The sequence below is a fragment of the Paraburkholderia sp. CNPSo 3076 genome (assembly GCF_026343935.1).
Classification (GTDB): domain Bacteria; phylum Pseudomonadota; class Gammaproteobacteria; order Burkholderiales; family Burkholderiaceae; genus Paraburkholderia; species Paraburkholderia nodosa.
This window is the reverse complement of the sequence record NZ_JAPMAL010000002.1, coordinates 280,198-300,601: the sequence shown is the minus strand read 5'-3', so window position 1 is coordinate 300,601 and position 20,404 is coordinate 280,198. Positions and strand designations below refer to the sequence as shown.

The following is a 20,404-nucleotide window of genomic DNA, read 5'->3' as shown; positions in this document are numbered from 1 at the left end:
CGCGCTACGATGTCTCTGGCGCCTGCGGCGCGTCGTTTTTAAGCGTCCGGTTATTTTAGGCCCACATTCGGGTTCGCGGGCACGCCGGCCACGCCCGTCGGCAGGAAACGTTAAAGGTCTCACGCAATTTCGCAATTGCCGCGCTTTGCGCGTCGCGGGCAGTATGGCGTCACACAGAGGGATGCACGCTGCGCCGCTGCGCTGCAACAACATTGGAGACATCATGTCGTATTTCGAACATATCCCCGCCATTCGATACGAAGGCCCGCAGTCGGACAATCCGCTTGCGTACCATTACTACGACCGTACCAGGAAGGTGCTCGGCAAGACGCTCGAAGAGCATCTGCGCATCGCGGTGTGCTACTGGCATTCGTTCGTCTGGCCCGGCAACGACATCTTCGGACAGGGCGCGTTTCACCGCCCGTGGCAGCAGCCCGGCGACGCCATGGAGCGCGCGCACCAGAAGGCCGACGCGGCGTTCGAGTTTTTCTCGAAACTAGGCACACCTTATTACACGTTCCACGACACCGATGTCGCTCCGGAAGGCAAGGACCTGAAGGACTACACGGAAAACTTCAAGCGCATGGTCGATTACCTCGGCGAGCGCCAGCAGGCGAGCGGTGTGAAGCTGCTCTGGGGCACCGCCAACCTGTTTTCGAATCCGCGCTACGCCGGCGGCGCCGCCACCAACCCCAACCCCGAAGTCTTCGCCTACGCGGCCACTCAGGTTTGTCATGCGCTCGACGCGACGCGCAAGCTGGGCGGCGAGAACTACGTGCTGTGGGGCGGCCGCGAAGGCTATGACACGCTGCTCAATACCGACCTCAAGCGCGAGCGCGAGCAGTTCGCACGCTTCCTTTCGATGGTGGTCGAGCACAAGCACCGCACCGGCTTCACCGGCACGCTGCTGATCGAGCCGAAGCCGCAGGAGCCGACCAAGCACCAGTACGACTACGACGTTGCGACGGTGCACGGCTTCCTCACGCAATACGGTCTGCAAAACGACATCCGGGTGAATATCGAGGCCAATCACGCGACGCTCGCGGGCCACTCGTTCCATCACGAAATCGCCACTGCGTTCGCACTGGGCGTGTTCGGCAGCGTCGACGCGAATCGCGGCGACCCGCAAAACGGCTGGGATACGGACCAGTTCCCGAACAGCGTCGAAGAGCTGACGCTCGCGTTCTACGAGATCCTGCGCCACGGCGGCTTCACCACGGGCGGCATGAACTTCGACGCCAAGGTGCGTCGCGCAAGCATCGATCCGGAAGACTTGTTCTATGGTCACGTGGGCGCGATCGACGTGCTCGCGCTGGCGCTCGAGCGCGGCGCGTCGCTCGTGGCAAACGACCGGCTCGAGCAGTTCCGCGCTCAGCGTTACTCGGCCTGGGACAGCGAGTTTGGCCGCAAGATTCTCGCGGGCGGCTATTCGCTTTCGTCGCTCGCCGCCGACGCACTCTCGCACGGAATGAATCCGCAGCACGCGAGCGGCCAGCAGGAGCGGCTCGAGAACGTCGTGAACCAGGCCATCTACGGCCAGCGCTAGCCGTGCCACGGCGCGCGAAAAAACATTAGCGCGCGCCGTCAAATTCGCAATTGCGCCGCTTGCCGTTGAAGGCAAACTGACGCAAAAAATCAGGACGGAGACATGTTCATCGGTATCGACCTCGGCACGTCGGGCGTGAAGGCCGTGCTGCTCGACCGCGCGGGCGAAGTGCTCGGCAGCGCGAGCACGCCGCTCACCGTGAGCCGGCCACAGCCGCGCTGGTCCGAGCAGGCGCCGCAAGACTGGTGGCTCGCCACGCAAAGCGCATTGCGTGCACTCGTTGACGAGGCGCGCGGGCGCGGCATCGAGCCGGCGCGCATCGAGGCGCTCGGCCTGACCGGCCAGATGCACGGCGCGACGCTGCTCGACGCGCAGGGCGAGGTGCTTCGTCCCGCCATTCTGTGGAACGACGGTCGTTCTGATACCGAATGTATCGAGCTGGAACGCGCCGTGCCGCAGTTGCATGCCATTGCAGGCAATCTCGCGATGCCGGGCTTCACGGCGCCGAAGCTGCTTTGGGTGCGCAAGCACGAGCCGGACATTTTCGCGCGCATCGCGCACTTGCTGTTGCCGAAGGACTATTTGCGCTGGCTGCTCACGGGCATGTTCGCCACCGATCCGTCCGATGCCGCCGGCACGCTGTGGCTCGACATTGCGAAGCGCGACTATAGCGATACGCTGCTTTCGGCCTGCGGCCTCATGCGTGCACAGATGCCGGACGTATTCGAAGGCAACCAGGTGACCGGCACGCTGCGGCCCGAACTTGCTCGCCAATTCGGCCTGCGCGAAATTCCGGTGGTGGCGGGCGGCGGCGACAACGCGGCGGGCGCCGTGGGCGTGGGCATCGTGCGGCCCGGCGACGCGATGCTTTCGCTCGGCACGTCGGGTGTCTATTTCGCAGTGTCGGACGGCTTTCTCGCCAATCCCGATTCCGCGGTTCACAGCTTCTGCCATGCGTTGCCGCACACGTGGCACCTGATGTCCGTGATGCTCAACGCGGCCAGTTGCCTTGACTTCACGGCGCAGTTGACGGGTTATGAAAATGTTGCCGCGTTGCTCGCCGATGCGCAGGCGAACTCGAACGCCGAGCGCGACGCGCGCCGGCCGTGGTTCCTGCCGTATCTCAGCGGCGAGCGCACGCCGCACAACAACGTCAACGCGAAGGGCGTGTTCTACGGCATGACCCCGCAGACTTCGCGCGCCGATCTGGCTAACGCAACCCTGGAAGGCGTGGGTTTCGCGCTGCTCGACGGCATGGACGCATTGCACGCGGCGGGGCTCGTGCCGGACACGATCACCGTCATAGGCGGCGGCTCGCGCAGCGCCTGGTGGACGCAGATGCTCGCCGATATCAGCGGCCGCGCGCTCACGTTGCGCGCAGGCGGCGAGGTGGGGCCCGCGCTGGGTGCCGCGCGCCTCGCGCATCTCGCGCTCGAACCGGGTGCGACGCTCGACGAAGTGTGCCCGCAGCCGCCCGTGCTGGCAGTTCGCGAACCTGACGCCGCACGCCATGCCTGGTATCGCGAGGCGCGCCGTCCAACCTTTAGCGCGCTGTATCGCGCGCTCGAACCGGTTTTCGCCACCGGCGCCTGACTAGCGGCGCCGGCGAAGGAAAAACTGCACGGCCAGTGTAGTCGTGCAGCTGATTAGTCGTCCTACGGTTATACCGCACGCTGTGCCGTTTCGCGTGTGTTCCGCAATTACATCGGCAACAACCTGAAAACCATCGCCGCGGCGGCGACGCGTTCGCGCGCGCCCGCGCACCGGCATCAAGAGGAGTCTGGAGACATGAATTTCGCCAAACGTCGTTCGGTTCTGAGTTCGCTCGTATGCGGGGCCGTGCTCGCGAGCCTGTCGCTTGCCGCACCGCTTGCGCACGCGAGCAAGGATCATCCTGAGATTGGCTTCTGTATCGACGACCTGCGTGTCGAGCGCTGGTCGCGCGACCGCGACTACTTCGTCGCTGCCGCGGAAAAGATGGGCGCGAAGGTGTCGGTGCAGTCGGCCGACGCTAGCGAAGAACGCCAGATCTCGCAGATCGAAAATCTCATTTCGCGTGGCGTCGACGTCATCGTGATCGTTCCGTTCAACTCGAAGACGCTCGGCAATGTCGTCGCCGAAGCGAAGAAGGCAGGCATCAAGGTCGTTTCGTACGACCGCCTGATTCTCGACGCCGATATCGACGCGTACATCTCGTTCGACAACGAGAAGGTGGGCGAGCTTCAGGCGAAGGGTGTCTTCGACGCGCAGCCCAAGGGCAATTACTTCCTGCTGGGCGGCGCGCCGACCGACAACAACGCGAAGATGCTGCGTGAAGGACAACTGAAGGTCCTCAAGCCCGCTATCGACCGCGGCGACATCAAGGTGGTTGGCCAGCAGTGGGTGCCGGAGTGGAGCGCTTCGACGGCGTTGCGCATCATGGAAGACGCGCTCACCGCGAACAACAACAAGATCGACGCAGTCGTCGCCTCGAACGACGGCACGGCGGGCGGCGCGATCCAGGCACTCGCCGCGCAGCATCTCGCGGGCAAGGTGCCGGTGTCGGGCCAGGACGCGGACCTCGCGGCGGTCAAGCGCGTGGTGGCGGGCACGCAGACCATGACGGTCTACAAGCCGCTCAAGCTCATCGCGGGCGAAGCCGCAAAGCTCGCCGTCGACCTCGCGAAGGGCCAGAAGCCCGCGTACAACGCGCAGTACGACAACGGCAAGAAGAAGGTCGATACGGTGCTGCTGCAGCCGACGCTGCTCACGAAGAGCAACGTGGACGTCGTCGTGAAGGACGGCTTCTACACGCAGGCGCAACTGGCAAGCCAGTAACGCTTATGGCCTGACGGCCCGCGCGCGCCAGGAGGTGTGGCAACTGCGTCGCGCGCGGGCCATCGCAGCGAGTAACCAGCGTATGACCGAACCCTTGCTGACGATGCGCGGCATCGTCAAGTCCTTTGCGGGCGTGAAAGCGCTCGACGGCATCGATCTCACCGTGCGGCCCGGCGAATGCGTGGGCCTGTGCGGCGAGAACGGCGCCGGCAAATCCACGCTCATGAAAGTGCTCTCGGGCGTGTACCCGCACGGCACCTGGAGCGGCGAAATCCGTTGGGAAGGCGCGCCGCTCGAAGCGCAAAGCGTGCGCGATACCGAGCGCGCGGGCATCGTCATCATCCACCAGGAGCTGATGCTCGTGCCCGAGCTATCGGTGGCCGAGAACATCTTTCTCGGCAACGAAATCACGCTCCCGGGCGGCCGCATGAATTACGCGGCGATGTACCAGCGCGCCGACGAATTGCTGCGCGAGCTGAACATCGACGCCATCAATGTGGCGCAGCCGGTGATGAACTATGGCGGAGGCCATCAACAGCTCATCGAGATCGCGAAAGCGCTGAACAAGCGCGCGAAGCTGCTGATTCTCGACGAGCCGTCGTCTTCACTTACGGCGGCGGAAACGAAGATCCTGCTCGACATCGTGCGCGACCTGAAGCGCCGCGGCGTGGCGTGCGTCTACATCTCGCACAAGCTCGACGAGGTCGAGGCCGTGTGCGACACGGTGAGCGTGATTCGCGACGGCCGTCACGTGGCCACCGAGCCGATGGCGACGCTCAGCACCGACCGCATCATTGCGATGATGGTGGGGCGCGAGATTCGCAACCTCTTTCCGCGCGAGCCGCATGACATCGGCGAGGTCGTGTTCGAGGCCCGCAACGTGAGCTGCTACGACGTGACGAACCCGCGCCGCAAGCGCGTGGACGACGTCTCATTCTCGGTGCGTCGCGGCGAGGTCCTGGGCGTAGCCGGGCTCGTTGGCGCTGGCCGGACGGAAACCATGCAGGCGATCTTCGGTGCGTACGCGGGCACATGCACGGCCACGGTCCTGCTCGAAGGCAAGCCGCTGAAAATCCGCTCGCCGCTCGACGCGATCAACGCGGGCATCGCCATGGTGCCCGAGGACCGCAAGCGCCACGGCATCGTGCCGCAACTGGGCGTGGGCCACAACATCACGCTCTCGGTGCTGCAACGCTTTTCGAGGCACGGACGCATCGACACGGCCGCCGAACTCGATACGATCCGCACGGAGATGCAGCGCCTTTCGGTGCGCGCGGCGAACCCCATGCTGTCGATTGCGAGCCTCTCGGGCGGCAATCAGCAGAAGGCGGTGCTCACCAAGATGCTGCTCACCGACCCGAAGGTGCTGATCCTCGACGAGCCGACGCGCGGCGTGGACGTCGGCGCGAAGTACGAAATCTACAAGCTGATCTTCCAGCTGGCCAAACGCGGCGTGGCGATCGTAATGGTGTCGTCCGAATTGCCCGAAGTGCTGGGCATCAGCGATCGCGTGCTCGTGATCGGCGAAGGCGAGTTGCGCGGCGACTTCATCAACGAAGACCTCACGCAGGAAGACATCCTTGGCGCGGCGATCCAGAGCGTGCGCGCCCAACCCGATACAGCGAGTGCAGTATGACCCCCGACGTCACGACCCAGGGCGCACGCGAAGACCTGCCGCAAGGCGGTAACGGCTTCGCCATGCGCTTCCAGCAACTCTTTGCGCGCTACAAGATCCTCGCGCTGCTGCTCGCAGTGGCGGTGATCTGGCTGTTCTTTTCTGTGCTCACGCATGGCGCGTTCGTCACGCCGCGCAACGTGTCGAACCTGCTGCGGCAGATGTCGATCACCGGGATGCTCGCGTGCGGCATGGTGTTCGTCATCATCGCGGGCGAGATCGATCTTTCGGTCGGCTCGCTGCTGGGCCTGCTCGGCGGCGTCGCGGCGATTCTCGACGTGAATCGCGGCTGGCCTATCGGCGTGACCGTGCCGGTGGTGCTCGTGCTTGGCGTGCTCGTCGGACTCTTCAACGGCTGGTGGTCGACGTACCGTCGCGTGCCGTCGTTCATCGTGGGTCTCGGCGGCATGCTCGCGTTTCGCGGCGTGCTGCTCGGCATCACTGGCGGCTCGACCATTGCGCCGGTGTCCGATCACTTCGTGTTTCTCGGTCAGGGCTATCTGTCGCGCGTGGCGGGTGACGTGCTCGCGCTCGCGCTGTTCGTGCTGCTCGCCGTGCTCACGGTGCGCCAACGTGCGAACCGCAGGCGCTATCAGCTCAGCGTCGTGCCGCTCTGGCAAGACGGCGTGAAGATTGTCGGTGCGGGCGCGATCCTGCTTGCCTTCGTGCTGATGCTCGACAGCTATGGTGGCATTCCGGTGCCTGTGCTGCTGCTGCTCGCGCTGCTCGGTATCTTCACATGGATCGCCACGCAAACCGTGTTTGGGCGGCGCATCTATGCGGTGGGCTCGAACCTCGAAGCCACGCGCCTTTCGGGCGTCAACACGAATCGCGTGAAGCTCGTCATCTTCGCGCTCATGGGTCTCATGTGTGCATTCGCGGGTATCGTCAATACGGCGCGTCTCGCGGCGGGTTCGCCCTCGGCGGGCACGATGGGCGAGCTCGACGCGATCGCGGCCTGCTTTATCGGCGGCACGTCGATGCGCGGCGGTTCTGGCACCGTGTATGGCGCGCTGATCGGCGCACTCGTGATGGCGAGCCTCGACAACGGCATGTCGATGCTCGACGTGGATGCGTATTGGCAGATGATTGTGAAGGGCGGCATTCTCGTGCTTGCCGTGTGGATCGACGTGGTGTCGGGCTCGAACCGCCGCTGAGCAACGCGTGACAGATACGATTGCAACCCTGCTGGTGCCATGAAAATCATGACTGTGTTCTTGCATCGCGCGTGACACCGCGACGTATCGCTCGCGGATGACTGCCACGCGCAGTTGCTCTCCTCGCGCGCCCCGAGCGCGCTCTCAGGGCGGGACGCATGTCCCGCCCTTTTTCTTTGCTGTGGCCGATCGAGCAGCTCGCGCTGAACGGCGCACGTTCGACGCGCCGGCGATCGTTTCCTGCCACAATCGTTCGCACCTGTGCAGGGCGGTGTACGCACGCGATGTGCGCGAGTCATTCCGCCCGCAAAGTCATCGTCAGCCACAGCACCGCTCCGTAGTGTTCCAGCGCGTGCTCGCCGATTTGTCGCTTTGCTGGTGCAACCGCTGCGCGAGCGGTCGCGTTGCACCGAATCACGCCGCGAGGTTGTGCCAGCGTTTTGCCAACTTCGGCGGCGCGATTCCGATCCTCCGGAGACAAGCCGACCATGCCCACTCTTTGCGAAATATGTAATACCCGGCCCGCAGTCGCACGCGTGACTGTCGTGCAGAACGGGCAGCGCAAGTCCATGTCGATCTGCGACTACGACTACCGCCAACTGATGCGTCACCAAAGCATGCTCAACCCGTTCGATTCGCTGCTGGGCGGCAGCGGCCTGTCGCGCTTCTTCGGCGGACAAGGCGACGAGGACGAGCACGACGACGAGGGGCACGACCTCGCCGCCGAGGTGCCGCGCGAATCCGTCGACGCGACCGATGCGTTCAGCGAGCAGACGCTCGAAATCCTGCAGCGCGCCGCGGAAAAAGCCCACGAATTGCAACGCAATGAACTCGACACGGAACACCTCTTGTACGTGCTGGCGGACACCGATGTGTGCGCCGCACTCCTGAAGGAGTTGAAACTCTCGCCCCAGGACATCAAAGGCTATATCGATCAGCATGCGCAAAAGGGCACGGCCTCGCCCGACGCACCCATCGACAAGATGACGATTTCGCCGCGCCTGAAAAAAGCGTTTCAGTTCGCGTTTCAGGCATCGCGCGATCTCGGTCACTCGTACGTCGGACCCGAGCATCTGCTGATCGGCCTCGCCGCGGTGCCCGACAGCATTGCGGGCGCGCTGCTCAAGAAGTACGGCGTGACGCCCGAGGCGCTGCGCCAGAAGGTCGTGAAGGTGGTAGGCAAGGGCGCGGAGGATGGCCGCGTGGATGCGCCGACGGGCACGCCCACGCTCGACAAGTTCGGCCGCGACCTGACGGCCATGGCGCGGCAAGGCAAGCTCGATCCGGTGCTGGGCCGCGCGCAGGAAATCGAGAGCACGATCGAAGTGCTCGCGCGGCGCAAGAAGAACAACCCGGTGCTGATCGGCGAGCCGGGCGTGGGCAAGACCGCCATCGTGGAAGGGCTCGCACAGCGTATCGTCAATGGCGACGTGCCCGAGGTGCTGCGCGGCAAGCGGCTCGTGGAGGTGAACATCAATTCGATGGTCGCCGGCGCGAAATATCGCGGCGAGTTCGAGGAACGCGCGAAGCAACTGATCGACGAGGTGACTGCAAAACACGACGAGTTGATTCTCTTCATCGACGAACTGCACACGATCGTCGGCGCGGGGCAGGGCGGCGGCGAAGGCGGGCTCGACATCGCCAACGTGCTCAAGCCCGCTCTGGCGCGCGGCGAGTTGAGTCTCATCGGCGCCACGACGCTGAACGAGTATCAAAAGTACATCGAGAAAGACGCGGCGCTCGAACGGCGCTTTCAGCCCGTGCTCGTGCCGGAGCCCACGGTCGAGCAAACCATCGTGATTCTCCGCGGCCTGCGCGACAAGCTCGAAGCCCACCATCAAGTGACCTTCGCCGACGACGCCTTCGTGGCCGCCGCCGAGCTGTCGGATCGCTACATCACGTCGCGTTTTTTGCCGGACAAGGCGATCGACCTCATCGATCAGGCAGCCGCGCGCGTGCGCATCGGTTCGACCTCGCGTCCCGCCGAGATGCAGGAACTCGAAGCGGAGATCGCGCAGCTCAAGCGCGAGCAGGACTACGCGGCGTCGCGCAAGCGCTTCGACGAGGCCAAGGGTTTCGAGGAGCGCATCAACGAGAAGCAGGAAAAACTCGAAGAGCTGACCGAGGCGTGGCAGCGCAAGACGGGTTCGGAAACACTCGAAGTCACGGTGGCGTCGATTGCCGAGGTCGTGTCGCGACTTACCGGCATTCCTGTCGCGGATCTCACCCAGGAAGAGCGCCAGAAGCTGCTCAAGATGGAAGAGACGCTGCGCGAGCGCGTGATAGGCCAGCAAGACGCCGTGGTCGCCGTGAGCGACGCCGTGCGCCTTTCGCGCGCGGGTCTCGGCCAGTCGAACCGGCCGATCGCGACCTTCCTGTTCCTCGGGCCGACCGGCGTAGGCAAGACCGAGCTTGCAAAGGCGCTGGCGGAAACCGTGTTCGGCGACGAGCAGGCCATCATCCGCATCGACATGAGCGAGTACATGGAGCGCCATGCCGTGGCGCGGCTCATTGGCGCGCCGCCGGGCTACGTGGGCTACGACGAGGGCGGTCAGCTCACTGAGCGCGTGCGGCGCCGCCCGTACAGCGTGATTCTGCTCGACGAGATCGAGAAGGCGCACGCCGACGTCTACAACGTGCTGCTGCAGGTGTTCGACGACGGGCGGCTAACCGACGGCAAAGGTCGCGTGGTCGACTTCAGCAACACGATTCTGATCGCCACGAGCAACCTGGGTGCGTCGATCATCATGGACAACCTCGAGCGCCCCGAGAAGTCGCGCCTCGACGACAAGACAATCCGTGCCGAACTGATGAAGGTGCTCAAGGGCCATTTCCGGCCTGAGTTCCTCAATCGCATCGATGAAATCATCGTGTTTCATGCGCTCTCGCGCGACAACATCCGTGCGATCGTGCGGATCCAGCTCGAGCGCGTCATGCGCACGGCGGCCGCGCAGGGCATCACGCTCTTGATGGGCCAGACGCTCGTCGATCATCTCGTGGAGGCCGGCTATCAGCCGGAGTTCGGCGCGCGCGAACTCAAGCGGCAGATTCGCCAGGAAGTGGAAACGCGTCTTGCCAAAGAGATACTCGGCGACGCGCTGCAGTCGGGCGATACCGTCGAGATCGGCTACGACAAGGCGAACGAGGAAGTCACGATCAGCAAAGTCGCCGTGCCGCCCGACGTGAAGGAGAACAAGCCGGCGAAGAAGGCGAAGAAAGGGGCGATGCCGCCTGTCGACGAAATCGCGAGTGAGATTGCGGCCGACGACATGGAAGGCGATCCCCCGCCGCCGCCGAAGAAGAGCGGCAAGGGCGGGGGCAAGGCGAAGCCTGCTTGATCGAGTGGAGCAACGGCTCGCACACCGAAAAGTGCGCGAGCCGTTTTTGCTTCACGATTGATCTGGAATCCAGATTAACTGGCGGCGATACGCCACCACGTGGGCAGCAGCGCGCGCACGCCGGGCTGCGCGAAGCGGTCGTCCAGCAGGTGCACGACGCCGCGATCGTGCTCGGTGCGGATCACGCGCCCGGCGGCCTGCACGACCTTGCGCAGGCCCGGAATCAGGTAGGTGTAGTCGAAGCCGTCGCCGTAGAGCGTATCCATGCGTGCGCGCATCGCCTCGTTCACGGCGTTCACCTGCGGCATGCCGAGCGTCGCGATGAACGTGCCGATGAGCCGCGTGCCCGGCAGGTCGATGCCTTCGCCGAACGCGCCGCCCAGCACGGCGAAACCGATGCCGCGGCCGCCTTCCACGAAGCGCGCGACGAAGGCCTGCTGGGCCGCCTCGTCCATAGTGCGCGACTGGAGCCAGACGTCCACTTCCGGATGGCGCGCCGCAAACGCGTCGGCGGCTTGCTGCAGATAGTCGTAGCTGCTGAAAAAGCACAGATAGTTGCCGGGGCGCTCGGTAAATTGCGCGGCCACGCGCCCAACCAGCGCTTCGAGTGAACGTTCGCGGTCCTTATATCGCGTCGAGATATGGCGGGCGATGTGGACGTCGAGCTGCTCGGCGCGAAACGGCGTGTCGATGTCGATGCTCACCGTGTTGGCAGGCAGGCCGAGCATGTCGCTGTAGTAATGCGTGGGCGAGAGCGTCGCTGAAAAGAGCGCGATGCTGTGTGCCGTGGCGATGCGCGGGCGCAGTGCATCCGCCGGCACGATGTTGCGGATCGCGAGCGTGGAACGCGGGCGGCGCGCATTCTGATGCGCCAGTGGCGTGACGTCGAAGAGCGAATGCGTATCGAAGCTTTCGGCAATGCGCGTGAAGTGCAGGGCGTCGAAATAGAAGCGCTCGAGTTCGGGGTCGCGCACGAGCGCGGCTTCGGCGAGCTGGTCGCCGATCGCCCCGATCACGTCGCCGAGCGCGGCGACGAGGCCTTCTGGCAAGGTGTCGCTCGCACGCCAGGCGCCCGGCTGCACGGCGTTTTGTGCGTTCCAGTGCTTCTGCAGGCGTGCGAGCGCGCGCTTGAGCGGTGCGCTCGCGGCGCGGCGCAAGGCGTCGATGCGCGTTTGCACGAGTTCCGCCGAATACATCGCGCGGGCGCGCTCGGGGAGGTTGTGTGCTTCGTCCACGAGCACGCTCGCGCGCCACTGGTTGTGCGCGGCGAGCATGAACAGCATGGCGCTCGCGTCGAACCAGTAGTTGTAGTCGCCGACGATCACGTCGCTCCAGCGCGCGAGTTCCTGGCCAAGGTAGTAGGGGCACACGGCATGCTCGCTCGCCACCGCGCGCAGTGCCGCGCGATCGAGCCGCACGCGTTCGAGCGCCGCGGCACGCGCGGCCGGCAGACGGTCGTAAAAGCCGCGCGCTAGCGGGCATGATTCGCCATGACATGCCGCGTCGGGATGCTCGCAAGACTTTTCGCGCGCAACGAGTTCGAGCACGCGCAAGGGCACCTTCGTTCGTTGCGCATCGGCGCTTGCTTCGTCTTGCGCGCTTGTCAGCGTCGCCAGCGCGTCGAGCGCCAACTGACGCCCTGAGCTTTTCGCGCTCAGAAACACGACCTTGTCGATCGCTGCGCGCGGGCAGGCCTTCAATTGCGGAAAGAGCGAGCCGATGGTTTTGCCGATGCCGGTGGGCGCCTGCGCGAGCAGACAGCGCCCCTGTGTCGCCGCGCGCCAGACCGCTTCGGCAAGATCGCGCTGGCCGTGCCGAAACTGCGGATGCGGCAGGCTCAGCGCGGCGAGCGCGGCGTCGCGCGCGGCGCGGTGGGCGCTTTCCTGCGCGGCCCATGCGACGAAGCGACGGCATTGCGCTTCGAACGCGGCGCGCAATGCCGACGCGCTCGCATGCTCGACGAGCGCCGTCTCGCGGCCCGAACCGATGTCGTAGTACACCAGCGCGAGTTCGAGCGCATCGAGGCCGAGCTTGTCGCACAGGAGCGCGCCATAGACGCGCAACTGCGCCCAGTGCAGCGCGCGCTGATTCTCGCGCATCGCATCGAGGTCGCCGCGATAGGTCTTGAATTCTTCGAGCCTGCGCCGAGCGGGATCGTAGCCGTCGGCGCGGCCGCGCACGGTGAGCGACTCGAACGTGCCGCAGAGCGCGATCTCGGTCTCGTAGCCGGACGGGCGACGCGCGGCGATGGCCGCGTGGCCGGCGCGGCCATCGCTGGCGTCGGGCGAGGGCGTGAAGCGCAAGTCGAGGTCGCCGCGCTTCGCGGTGAACTCGCATAGCGTGCGCACGGCGACGGCGTAGCTCATGGCGCGCGCAGCGCCTGGGCAGCGCTGCCGTCGGCTTCGTCGGGCAGGCTGGGCCAGCGCACCTGCAACACGGAAACCGGCATGCCGTGCTGCACGCAATACGCAAGCCAACGGCGCTGGTTGTCCTGCAGACGGTCGCCGGGGCCTTTCACCTCGATCAGTTCGTAGCGCCGCTCGAGCGGCGAGAAGCGCACGAGATCGGGCAGCCCCGAGCGGTTGGCAACGGGTTCGCGCAGCAGCCGCTCGAACCACAGACGTAGATGGGCGGCGGGGAAGCAGTCGAGGGCGAGCGTGAGCAGTTCGTCGCTTAGTGCGGGCCAGGCGACGAACGGTGACTGGGTGCCGGATTTTTCCGCATAGCGCCGCAGAATCGAGTCGCGGTAGGCGTGCGATTCGAGTTCGGCGAGGCATGTTTCGAACTGCGAAGCACGGCGTGCGACGAAGTCGGCGGCGTGCAGGTCGGCGGGGCCGCGCTGGAACGGATGGAAGAACGCGCCTGGCAGCGGCGCGAACAGCGCGGGCCAGCAGAGCAGGCCGAAGAGCGCATTGATCAGCGTGTTCTCGACGTAGAACACGGGCGCTTGCGGCGTGGCGAGCGCGATGCGCGCGGCTTCCTCGACGCGCAGTGCGCGAGGCGCCGCGGGCAGCGTGAGTTCGTGCTGGGCGAACCCCGGCTCGGCGCTCGTCTTCGACTTCGCCCGCGTGCGTGCGAGACGGCCGAGCGTGCGTACCGCGCGCTGCGCTTCCTCTTCGTTTGCGGGCGCATCGGCAATGGTCTGCGCGAGCGCCAGCGCTTCCTCGCGGCGGTTCAGTTGTTCGAGCACACGCACGCGGCGGTAGCGCGATTCAGGATGACCGCAGTCGAGATAAGCGCGCCACGCGAGTTCGGGTTCGCCCGCGCGCTCGGCGGCGAGCCCCGCGGCGTGACGCAGCTTGTCGTGGCGGGCGCGCAGCCACACGTTGCCTTGCGTGCGCGGGGCCAGTGCGTCGAGCGCTTCGAGTGTTGCGGCGATGGCGGCAGCAGCGTCGAAGTTCAGGGCCTCGGCGGCGCTCTCGAGTCCGTCGCGGCAATCGCGCAGCGACAGATACGCGTCGATGTCCTCGCGGCGCTGGAACGCTCGCGAGGCACGATCGAAGGGCACGCTTTCGTAGCGAAAGACGCCGAGGTCGGCCAGCACGAACTCCGACCAGTCCTGATGCAGGTTGCCGAAGAACATGAGCCTCAGGCGCTCGCAGAGCGGGGCGCTCGCGAACAGCAGTACGGTGTCGGGTGAGGCCGGGAACCACGCATGCCAGTCGCGCGGCTCGGGCGCGGCGGCATAGTGTGCATCGAGCGCCTCGAGCGTTGCCGCGCGCGTGGCGCGCGGTTCGGGCGCGATGCCAAGGCGCGCGGCGAGCGCCTGCAGTTCGGCTTTCGTGACGAGCGCGGCGAGCGCGTCGAGATCGAGCGCGGGTGTGTCGTCGAGCCAGCCCGCCGCGACGAGTGGTGCCGCCGCCGCGCGCGGACAGCCGATCTCGTCGTACGCGAGACGGCTCGCGCGGAAATGGGGTCCCTTGCGCATCAGCATGCGCACGAAGAGCGCGCGCGACGCTTGCGGCAGCTGGGCGAAATCGTCGGCGAAGCGGCGCTCGGCGTCGTCGAACAGGTCGGCGCAGCGCGCATCGAGCCACGCTAGCGCACGCTCGAAGTTCGCGAGGTAGTAGAACGGATCGGGAGAGTCGGGAAGCACGCGCGGCACTGTACGGATATACAGCAGCGATGATAGCAGGGTCGCACGCGGGCGCGAGCGCCGTCAGGGATTCCCCGCCCCGTACGCTACAATTGCCGCAGCCTGAAAAACGGATGAGCGATGAACAAACGTAACGCATGCTTCGCCGGCCTCGCGGCCGCCGTCACCCTGCTCGCGGGATGCGCGGCGCAGTACCGCAACACCAGCACCTGCGAAGAGGCGATGCGTAGCCGCCTTGCCGAGACGACGCTCGGCGACCTGAAAGTCACGCATAGCGCGACGACGTATCGTGGTGCGCGCGTGGTGATCGAAGGGCGGCTCGAGAACGGCGCGGCGTCGGCTCCCGCGGCTGCCTCGGCGCCGTCGGCATCGGCGGCTTCGGCCGCATCGGCAGCGTCGTCCACCACGGCGCAGGGCGCCAACGAGGCGACCACGATCACCGCGCCGACGGTGCAGGCGGCGGCGCTGCCCGGCACGATTTCGGTTCCCACCGCTCCGGTCGCCCAGGGCGGCGCGCCGGAGGGCAAGCCGACCACGCCGGTCGCGGCGCTGGTCGCGAAACTCGGCATCAAGAAGGCCGCGGTCACGCCGGCGGCCGCGGAGTGCACCTTCAACGAGTCGGGCCTCGCGACGTTCCGCTGGCTCGCGCCGCCGAAGCTCGCGAAGACCACGCCCGACCCGAACGCCGCGAACGACTAAGGCGGGCGCACTCTGTTCGCGGTTGCGTTTCTACATCCGCTCGACATTCGCACAACCTGCGCTCATGAAGGCCTCTCAAGAGGCCTTCGTCGTTAGTGACCGATGAGACGTCGGCGGCCGCCGGCGCGATCAGAACGCGAAGAATGGTCCGCTTCCTGCGGGCGTGACCTGCGAGGCGATCGCCGTGAACACGCGGCGCCCGAAGAAGAACGGCAGTCCCCACCCGAACGCGCGACCGTTGTAGCCAGCGAGATTGCCGAAGGCCCAGTTGCCGCTGGCGAGCAGCGTCGTCGAGCTCGCGACCGCGAAGGTCACGGAAGCGCCCACGCCGTCGATGCCGGCTATCGTCGCGCCGAGGCTGACAGGCGAACTCGGGCAATACCCGGGCCCGTAGCGCGTGATCGTCGAGCTCTATTGAGATTTCGAGGTGAAATTAGCGCCGGGGTCGTCCTCGCAAGCGTCTGAGGCTGGCAGGGCGGCAGAGCGCAGAGGGGCGTTTTGGCGTGGATTGGAGTTAGTGCGTTGATCCTAAAGGAAATTGACGGCGACTCAGCAGGCTTGTAGTGTCGGATCGAACTTAGATGAATGGTACGGCGAGGTCGGTTTGGGGAGTCGCGATCACGGTCCGGCGCGTGTCGCCGGGGCTGATGCGGGGCCTGGATTGCGTGCCACCCCGTGGTTTTTGCACAGCGGGCCGCCGGACCGGTAAAATGTTTGGTTGATCCACGGAAACTGGCCGTGGCGTAGCCGAAGGGATTACCCGAACATGAGTGATTTTCATCAACGTCTTGCCGCACGCGCGCTTGCGCTTCTGATGGCGGGCGGGCTGGTCGCCGGCTGCAGCTCGCCGACGCCAGGCAAGATCGATTACCGTAGTGACGCCAAGGCGAAGCAGTCGTCGCTCGCTGTGCCGCCGAACATGCTCGACGAAGCGTCCGACCAACGCTCGCTCGCGCCGCAGGGCGGCGAGGCCTCGCTGTCCTCGCTCAAGCAGACCCAGGCCGCCGCGCCGCAGTCCGACGAGAGCCAGGTGGTCCCGCAGGTGCCGGGCATGCATATCCAGCGCGACGGCACGGAAAGCTGGCTCGTCATCGACAGCCGCGCGCCCGACCAGGTCTGGGCCCAGGTGCGCCGCTTCTGGCAGGAACAAGGCTTTCTGCTCGTGGTCGACCAGCGCGACAAGGGCGTGATGGAAACGGACTGGAACGAAACCCATCCGAAGATCAGCGACGGCCTCATCCGCAACACGCTCTCGTGGGCCACGGGCAACTCGTACGTGACCGCCGAGCGCAACAAGTACCGCACGCGCCTCGAAACGTCGCCCAGCGGCGGCACCTATGTGTTCATCAGCCAGAAGGGTCTGAGCGAACAGCTCTCGGGCACCAATAACGACACCAGCAAGTGGGTGCCGAAGCCCAACGATCCCGCGCTCGAAGCCGAGTACCTCAAGCGCCTCATGATGACGCTCGCGAACGCGAAGCCGGGCGTGCCCGACGCGCAGGTCGCGGCCGAAGCCGACGCCAAGGCCAACAGCAAGGGCACCGACGCGAAGAAGAATGCTCCGGACGCCGCTGCCGCCGCCATGGCCGCGCAGAACGTCGCTGCCGTGGGCCAGCAATCGGGCAGCGGATCGTCGAACTCGGGCGCGCAGGGCACGTCGGGCCAGTACACCTCGTCGGAACTCACGCTCGGCGAGCCGTACGACCGCGCATGGGTGCGCGTGGGCATCGCGCTCGATCGCGCGAACTTCACGGTGGACGATCGCGACCGCACGAAGGGCATCTACTATGTGCGCTACGTCGATCCGAAGGACCACAGCTCGGACGAACAGGGCTTCTGGAACCAGATCTTCCACGGCCGCAAGGAAAAGGTCGCGAAGCAGTACAAGCTCAACGTGCGCGCCGTGACCGACAACCAGACGCGCATCGCGATCGTGGACGACAGCGGCCAGATCGACGCGTCGCGCCCGGCGCAGGAGATCATGAGCCTCGTGGTCGACGAACTGCACTAAGCATCGCGCTTGAGCCGGCATTCGCTGGAATCGCTGGGCGGCCGATGTCGCAAAAGAAAACCCGCCTGCGCTTGCCTGCGCAGGCGGGTTTTTTTCATGCACGCGCTCGCCGTACTCAGTGCGGAATCATCCAGGTGAGCACGTTCTGCTGCAGCCACACGAGGATGCCGAGCAGCACCGTCAACAGGATCGAGTGCTTGAACGTCTTCGCGAACACATGACCTTCCTGGCCCTTGAGGTCCGTGGTCGCGACGCCCGTTGCGATGTTCTGCGGCGAGATCATCTTGCCCATGACGCCGCCCGACGAGTTGGTCGCCGCCATCAGGATGGGATTGAGGTTGAGCTGTTTCGCGGCCACCACCTGCAGGTTGCCGAACAGCGCGTTGCCCGAGGTGTCGCTGCCCGAGAGGAACACCGCGACCCAGCCGAGGAAGGCCGAAACGAGCGGGAAGAATGCGCCGACCGAAGCCGCCCCGAGACCCAGCGTATAGGTGAGCCCCGAGTAGTTCATGAGGAACGCGAGCCCGACGATGGTCGCGACCGTGAGGATGGCGATGCGCGTCTGTACCCAGGTATCGACGATCGCGACGCCGAAATCGGCGGGCTTCAGGCGCACGACGAATGCGGTGATGATCGCCGCGACGAGAATCGCCGTGCCGGTGGCGAGCGGCTGGAAGTCCCAGATCGCGCCATAGGGCGTGTTGTAGAGCGTGATGTAGACGGCCTTGTCGAGGCCCGGCCACGGCACTTTCACCTCGCCGATCGTGAAGACCTTCGCGATGGTCCAGATGATCACGACGGCCGACACGATGATCCACGGATACCAGCCCTGCGTGCCCGACACGCTGCCGCGCGCTTCGCTCGCGCGATCGACCTTGATCGTGAAGCGCGGATCCGGGGCGGGCTTCCATACGCGCAGGAACAGGATGGTGAGGATCAGCGAGATGAGCGACGAGAGCACGTCGGTGAGGCTGTAGTTGATGAAGTTGGCGGTGACGAACTGCGTGAGGGCGAAGCTGCCGCCCGCGACGAGCAGTACCGGCCAGATGCGCAGCATGCCGCCCACGCCCGCGTAGATCGCGATGACATAGAACGGCAGCAGCAAGGCGAAAAACGGCAACTGGCGGCCGACCATCTGGCCCAGCAGATCGGCGGGCAGGTGCGTGACCGCGCCGAGCACGGTGATCGGCACGCCGAGCGCGCCGAACGCCACGGGCGCCGTGTTGAAGATAAGCGTGAAGGTCAGGGCCTCGAGCGTCGGGAAGCCGAGCATGATGAGCAGCGAGCTCGTGATGGCGATCGGCGTGCCGAAGCCGGAAATCCCTTCGAACAACGCGCCGAACGAGAAGCCAACCACGACGAGCACGATGCGCCGGTCGTTGGGCAGATTGTCGAGCAGCCACATGCGAAACGCCGCGAAGCGGCCCGAGCGCAGCGCGATGTTGTAGAGCAGGATTGCGGTGACGACGATCCACATCACCGGCCAGAGTGCGAACACCACGCCCGCGAGAACCGAGCTGATCGCGAGATTGACCGGAAACTGCCAGCCGGCGATCGCGACGACCAGACCGACTACGAGCCCCGCGAGCGAGGCTTGCCATGCGGGCCGCCGCGCCCAGCCGAGCAGGACGAGCACGGTGAGAATGGGCAGCACGGCGATCAGAAACGAAAACAGCAGCGAATTGCCGATAGGGGTCAACAGCTGGTGGAACATCACGTCTCCTTTATGCTGGTTCGTTATCGGCGCCGCAGTGCGGCAGCGTGCGCCGGGGCGCTTCGTCGGCTGTGGAGTTCAGTGCCGGGCCAGGCGGCCGAGTTAAGGCGGTGCTTCAATCCCCGCTAGCCCACTTGGAGGATAGATAACGAAACGGGAGCGTCAAGGAGGGAAAGTACGGTCCGGCACCGTTTTGCGGTGTACTTTGCCGTGTGGCTGGGTGCGTGAGCGTCAGTGATGCCAGTGTCCGCCGCCGCCGCCCCAGTAGCCGAAGCCGAACGAGACGGCGGGCGCGCCCCAGCCCCAGCCGTACGCGGGATAAGGGTAGTACGCGGGATAGGCCGCAGGGTAGGCTGCATAGGCCGGATAGGCTGGCCACGCAGGCACGGCGATCGCAACGGGAGGCGAGGGATAGAGTGGCCCCGGATACTGTGCGTCGGGCATGGCGGCCGGCGCGGGGTTCGGCGCCGTTTGCACGACCGCGGCTTCCTGCTGGGTGGCCGCAACGGGCACGGTGCCGTAGTAGTAGGGCGCGTAGCCGTAGGGGGCGTAGTAGTAGCAGCCGGAAAGCGCGGGGAGCGCGCTCGCGGCGGCGATCACGAACACAGACGGACGTTTCATGCCGGGCTCCGCGAATGGCGAATGGCGAACGGCCGCGCGGGACTACCGCCTTCAGGCCCGGGCCGTCTGATCGTTCGAGCTTACGCCGTACGAACCCGCTTTGCGTTGTGCTTCGCTTACCGAATATTTCGCGTAGTCCTGCGGCTGAATGCCATCGACCCAAGCAAACGCGGCGCAGCCCGTGAGGGTCTGCGCCGCGCATCCTTCCCTGATGCACGCCTTGAATGGCGTGTTGCCTGTCGTATCGTTTCTGTTCTGTGCCGTCGCTTCGATCGTGCAAGTAGTCGTGCAGCCGCATCGTCGATTCGTACTGGCGCTACCGCCTGTTTGCCACTTACTTGCCAACCTGATTGCCGATCACGCCACCCACCGCTGCGCCGCCCACGGTGGAGAGCGCATTGCCGCCAATCGCCGCGCCGGCCACGCCGCCTACGCCCGCGCCAATCACCGTATCGCGGTCGCGTCTCGACATGTTGTCGCAAGCGCCAAGACTGCCCAGCACGGCGACGAGCGTCGTCACCGTCAGGAGCGTGCGTGCACGTTTGAGCGTTTTCATTTTTCGACTCCCCACGCAGATGCGTTCGAGTGAGCGGTGAGACATGCGCTCGCGCGCACGCCGCACCTTCGATATCCTCATCCTAGCCATGCGACCCGTATCCGGGTGTGTGCGCTTGTCAGAGAGTTGTGGGAGTCGTTAGAAAATGTTTCGGCGGACGGCGTGCGCCCGCCG

14 protein-coding genes are annotated in these 20,404 nt (G+C 65.6%); 8 read left to right on the top strand and 6 right to left on the bottom strand.

Annotation, left to right across the window (positions count from 1 at the left end; all coding sequences use genetic code 11):
- Positions 1–223 precede the first annotated feature (223 nt).
- The 6 genes from xylA to M3A49_RS03610 all read left to right on the top strand — a co-directional run bounded on the left by xylA (position 224) and on the right by M3A49_RS03610 (position 10,533).
- Entirely contained in the window at positions 224–1,546 is a 1,323-nt protein-coding gene (gene xylA / locus M3A49_RS03635) for a xylose isomerase (protein ID WP_266227499.1), read from the top strand.
- A 102-nt stretch (positions 1,547–1,648) separates the two neighbouring features.
- On the top strand, positions 1,649–3,139 hold the full coding sequence (xylB, locus tag M3A49_RS03630; protein WP_266227498.1) for a xylulokinase: 1,491 nt from the start codon (positions 1,649–1,651) through the stop codon (positions 3,137–3,139).
- A 195-nt stretch (positions 3,140–3,334) separates the two neighbouring features.
- Positions 3,335–4,363, top strand: coding sequence for a D-xylose ABC transporter substrate-binding protein (xylF, locus tag M3A49_RS03625; protein WP_266227497.1), 1,029 nt, complete (start codon positions 3,335–3,337; stop codon positions 4,361–4,363).
- Positions 4,364–4,445: 82 nt separating this feature from the next.
- On the top strand, positions 4,446–5,999 hold the full coding sequence (xylG, locus tag M3A49_RS03620; protein ID WP_266227496.1) for a D-xylose ABC transporter ATP-binding protein: 1,554 nt from the start codon (positions 4,446–4,448) through the stop codon (positions 5,997–5,999).
- Complete coding sequence (locus tag M3A49_RS03615) at positions 5,996–7,195, top strand: sugar ABC transporter permease (protein WP_266227495.1); 1,200 nt, start codon at positions 5,996–5,998, stop codon at positions 7,193–7,195. The genes xylG and M3A49_RS03615 overlap by 4 nt, the downstream gene beginning before the upstream one ends.
- 488 nt (positions 7,196–7,683) lie before the next feature.
- On the top strand, positions 7,684–10,533 hold the full coding sequence (locus M3A49_RS03610) for an ATP-dependent Clp protease ATP-binding subunit (protein ID WP_266227494.1): 2,850 nt from the start codon (positions 7,684–7,686) through the stop codon (positions 10,531–10,533).
- 74 nt (positions 10,534–10,607) lie between these two features.
- Here M3A49_RS03610 and M3A49_RS03605 read toward each other — a convergent pair whose 3' ends face one another.
- On the bottom strand, positions 10,608–12,899 hold the full coding sequence (locus tag M3A49_RS03605) for an ATP-dependent DNA helicase (protein WP_266227493.1): 2,292 nt from the start codon (positions 12,897–12,899) through the stop codon (positions 10,608–10,610).
- On the bottom strand, positions 12,896–14,629 hold the full coding sequence (locus tag M3A49_RS03600; RefSeq protein ID WP_266227492.1) for a VRR-NUC domain-containing protein: 1,734 nt from the start codon (positions 14,627–14,629) through the stop codon (positions 12,896–12,898). The genes M3A49_RS03605 and M3A49_RS03600 overlap by 4 nt, the downstream gene beginning before the upstream one ends.
- 120 nt (positions 14,630–14,749) lie before the next feature.
- On the opposite strand from M3A49_RS03600, the gene M3A49_RS03595 reads away from it, so the two are divergent.
- Positions 14,750–15,328 (top strand): hypothetical protein, encoded by a 579-nt coding sequence (locus M3A49_RS03595; RefSeq protein WP_266227491.1) that lies wholly within the window; start codon positions 14,750–14,752, stop codon positions 15,326–15,328.
- 129 nt (positions 15,329–15,457) lie between these two features.
- Here the strand turns inward: M3A49_RS03595 and M3A49_RS03590 are convergent, their stop codons facing one another.
- The gene (locus tag M3A49_RS03590; protein WP_266227528.1) at positions 15,458–15,730 is read right to left on the bottom strand and encodes a DUF3443 family protein; all 273 of its coding nucleotides are present in this window, start codon (positions 15,728–15,730) and stop codon (positions 15,458–15,460) included.
- Between the two features lie 364 nt (positions 15,731–16,094).
- Here M3A49_RS03590 and bamC point away from each other — a divergent pair, with 364 nt between their 5' ends.
- Positions 16,095–17,339, top strand: a complete 1,245-nt coding sequence (gene bamC, locus M3A49_RS03585) for an outer membrane protein assembly factor BamC (RefSeq protein WP_254352915.1) — start codon at positions 16,095–16,097, stop codon at positions 17,337–17,339.
- Positions 17,340–17,454: 115 nt separating this feature from the next.
- On the opposite strand, the gene M3A49_RS03580 is transcribed toward bamC, so the two are convergent.
- The 3 genes from M3A49_RS03580 to M3A49_RS03570 form a co-directional block, all read right to left on the bottom strand.
- Complete coding sequence (locus M3A49_RS03580) at positions 17,455–19,053, bottom strand: L-lactate permease (RefSeq protein WP_266227490.1); 1,599 nt, start codon at positions 19,051–19,053, stop codon at positions 17,455–17,457.
- A gap of 231 nt (positions 19,054–19,284) precedes the next feature.
- Positions 19,285–19,674: a hypothetical protein gene (locus M3A49_RS03575; RefSeq protein WP_266227489.1), complete on the bottom strand. Its 390-nt coding sequence runs from the start codon at positions 19,672–19,674 to the stop codon at positions 19,285–19,287.
- 334 nt (positions 19,675–20,008) lie between these two features.
- Entirely contained in the window at positions 20,009–20,230 is a 222-nt protein-coding gene (locus tag M3A49_RS03570; protein WP_035512967.1) for a glycine zipper 2TM domain-containing protein, read from the bottom strand.
- Positions 20,231–20,404: the final 174 nt, after the last annotated feature.

What these genes read in the sequence shown, in the direction of transcription:
- bamC (WP_254352915.1), top strand. Translation starts at nt 16,095, where the DNA reads ATGAGTGATTTTCATCAACGTCTTGCCGCACGCGCGCTTGCGCTTCTG.
- M3A49_RS03615 (WP_266227495.1), top strand. Translation starts at nt 5,996, where the DNA reads ATGACCCCCGACGTCACGACCCAGGGCGCACGCGAAGACCTGCCGCAA.
- M3A49_RS03605 (WP_266227493.1), bottom strand. Translation starts at nt 12,899, where the DNA reads ATGAGCTACGCCGTCGCCGTGCGCACGCTATGCGAGTTCACCGCGAAG.
- M3A49_RS03595 (WP_266227491.1), top strand. Translation starts at nt 14,750, where the DNA reads ATGAACAAACGTAACGCATGCTTCGCCGGCCTCGCGGCCGCCGTCACC.
- M3A49_RS03610 (WP_266227494.1), top strand. Translation starts at nt 7,684, where the DNA reads ATGCCCACTCTTTGCGAAATATGTAATACCCGGCCCGCAGTCGCACGC.
- xylG (WP_266227496.1), top strand. Translation starts at nt 4,446, where the DNA reads ATGACCGAACCCTTGCTGACGATGCGCGGCATCGTCAAGTCCTTTGCG.
- M3A49_RS03580 (WP_266227490.1), bottom strand. Translation starts at nt 19,053, where the DNA reads ATGTTCCACCAGCTGTTGACCCCTATCGGCAATTCGCTGCTGTTTTCG.
- M3A49_RS03570 (WP_035512967.1), bottom strand. Translation starts at nt 20,230, where the DNA reads ATGAAAACGCTCAAACGTGCACGCACGCTCCTGACGGTGACGACGCTC.
- xylA (WP_266227499.1), top strand. Translation starts at nt 224, where the DNA reads ATGTCGTATTTCGAACATATCCCCGCCATTCGATACGAAGGCCCGCAG.
- M3A49_RS03575 (WP_266227489.1), bottom strand. Translation starts at nt 19,674, where the DNA reads ATGAAACGTCCGTCTGTGTTCGTGATCGCCGCCGCGAGCGCGCTCCCC.
- xylF (WP_266227497.1), top strand. Translation starts at nt 3,335, where the DNA reads ATGAATTTCGCCAAACGTCGTTCGGTTCTGAGTTCGCTCGTATGCGGG.
- xylB (WP_266227498.1), top strand. Translation starts at nt 1,649, where the DNA reads ATGTTCATCGGTATCGACCTCGGCACGTCGGGCGTGAAGGCCGTGCTG.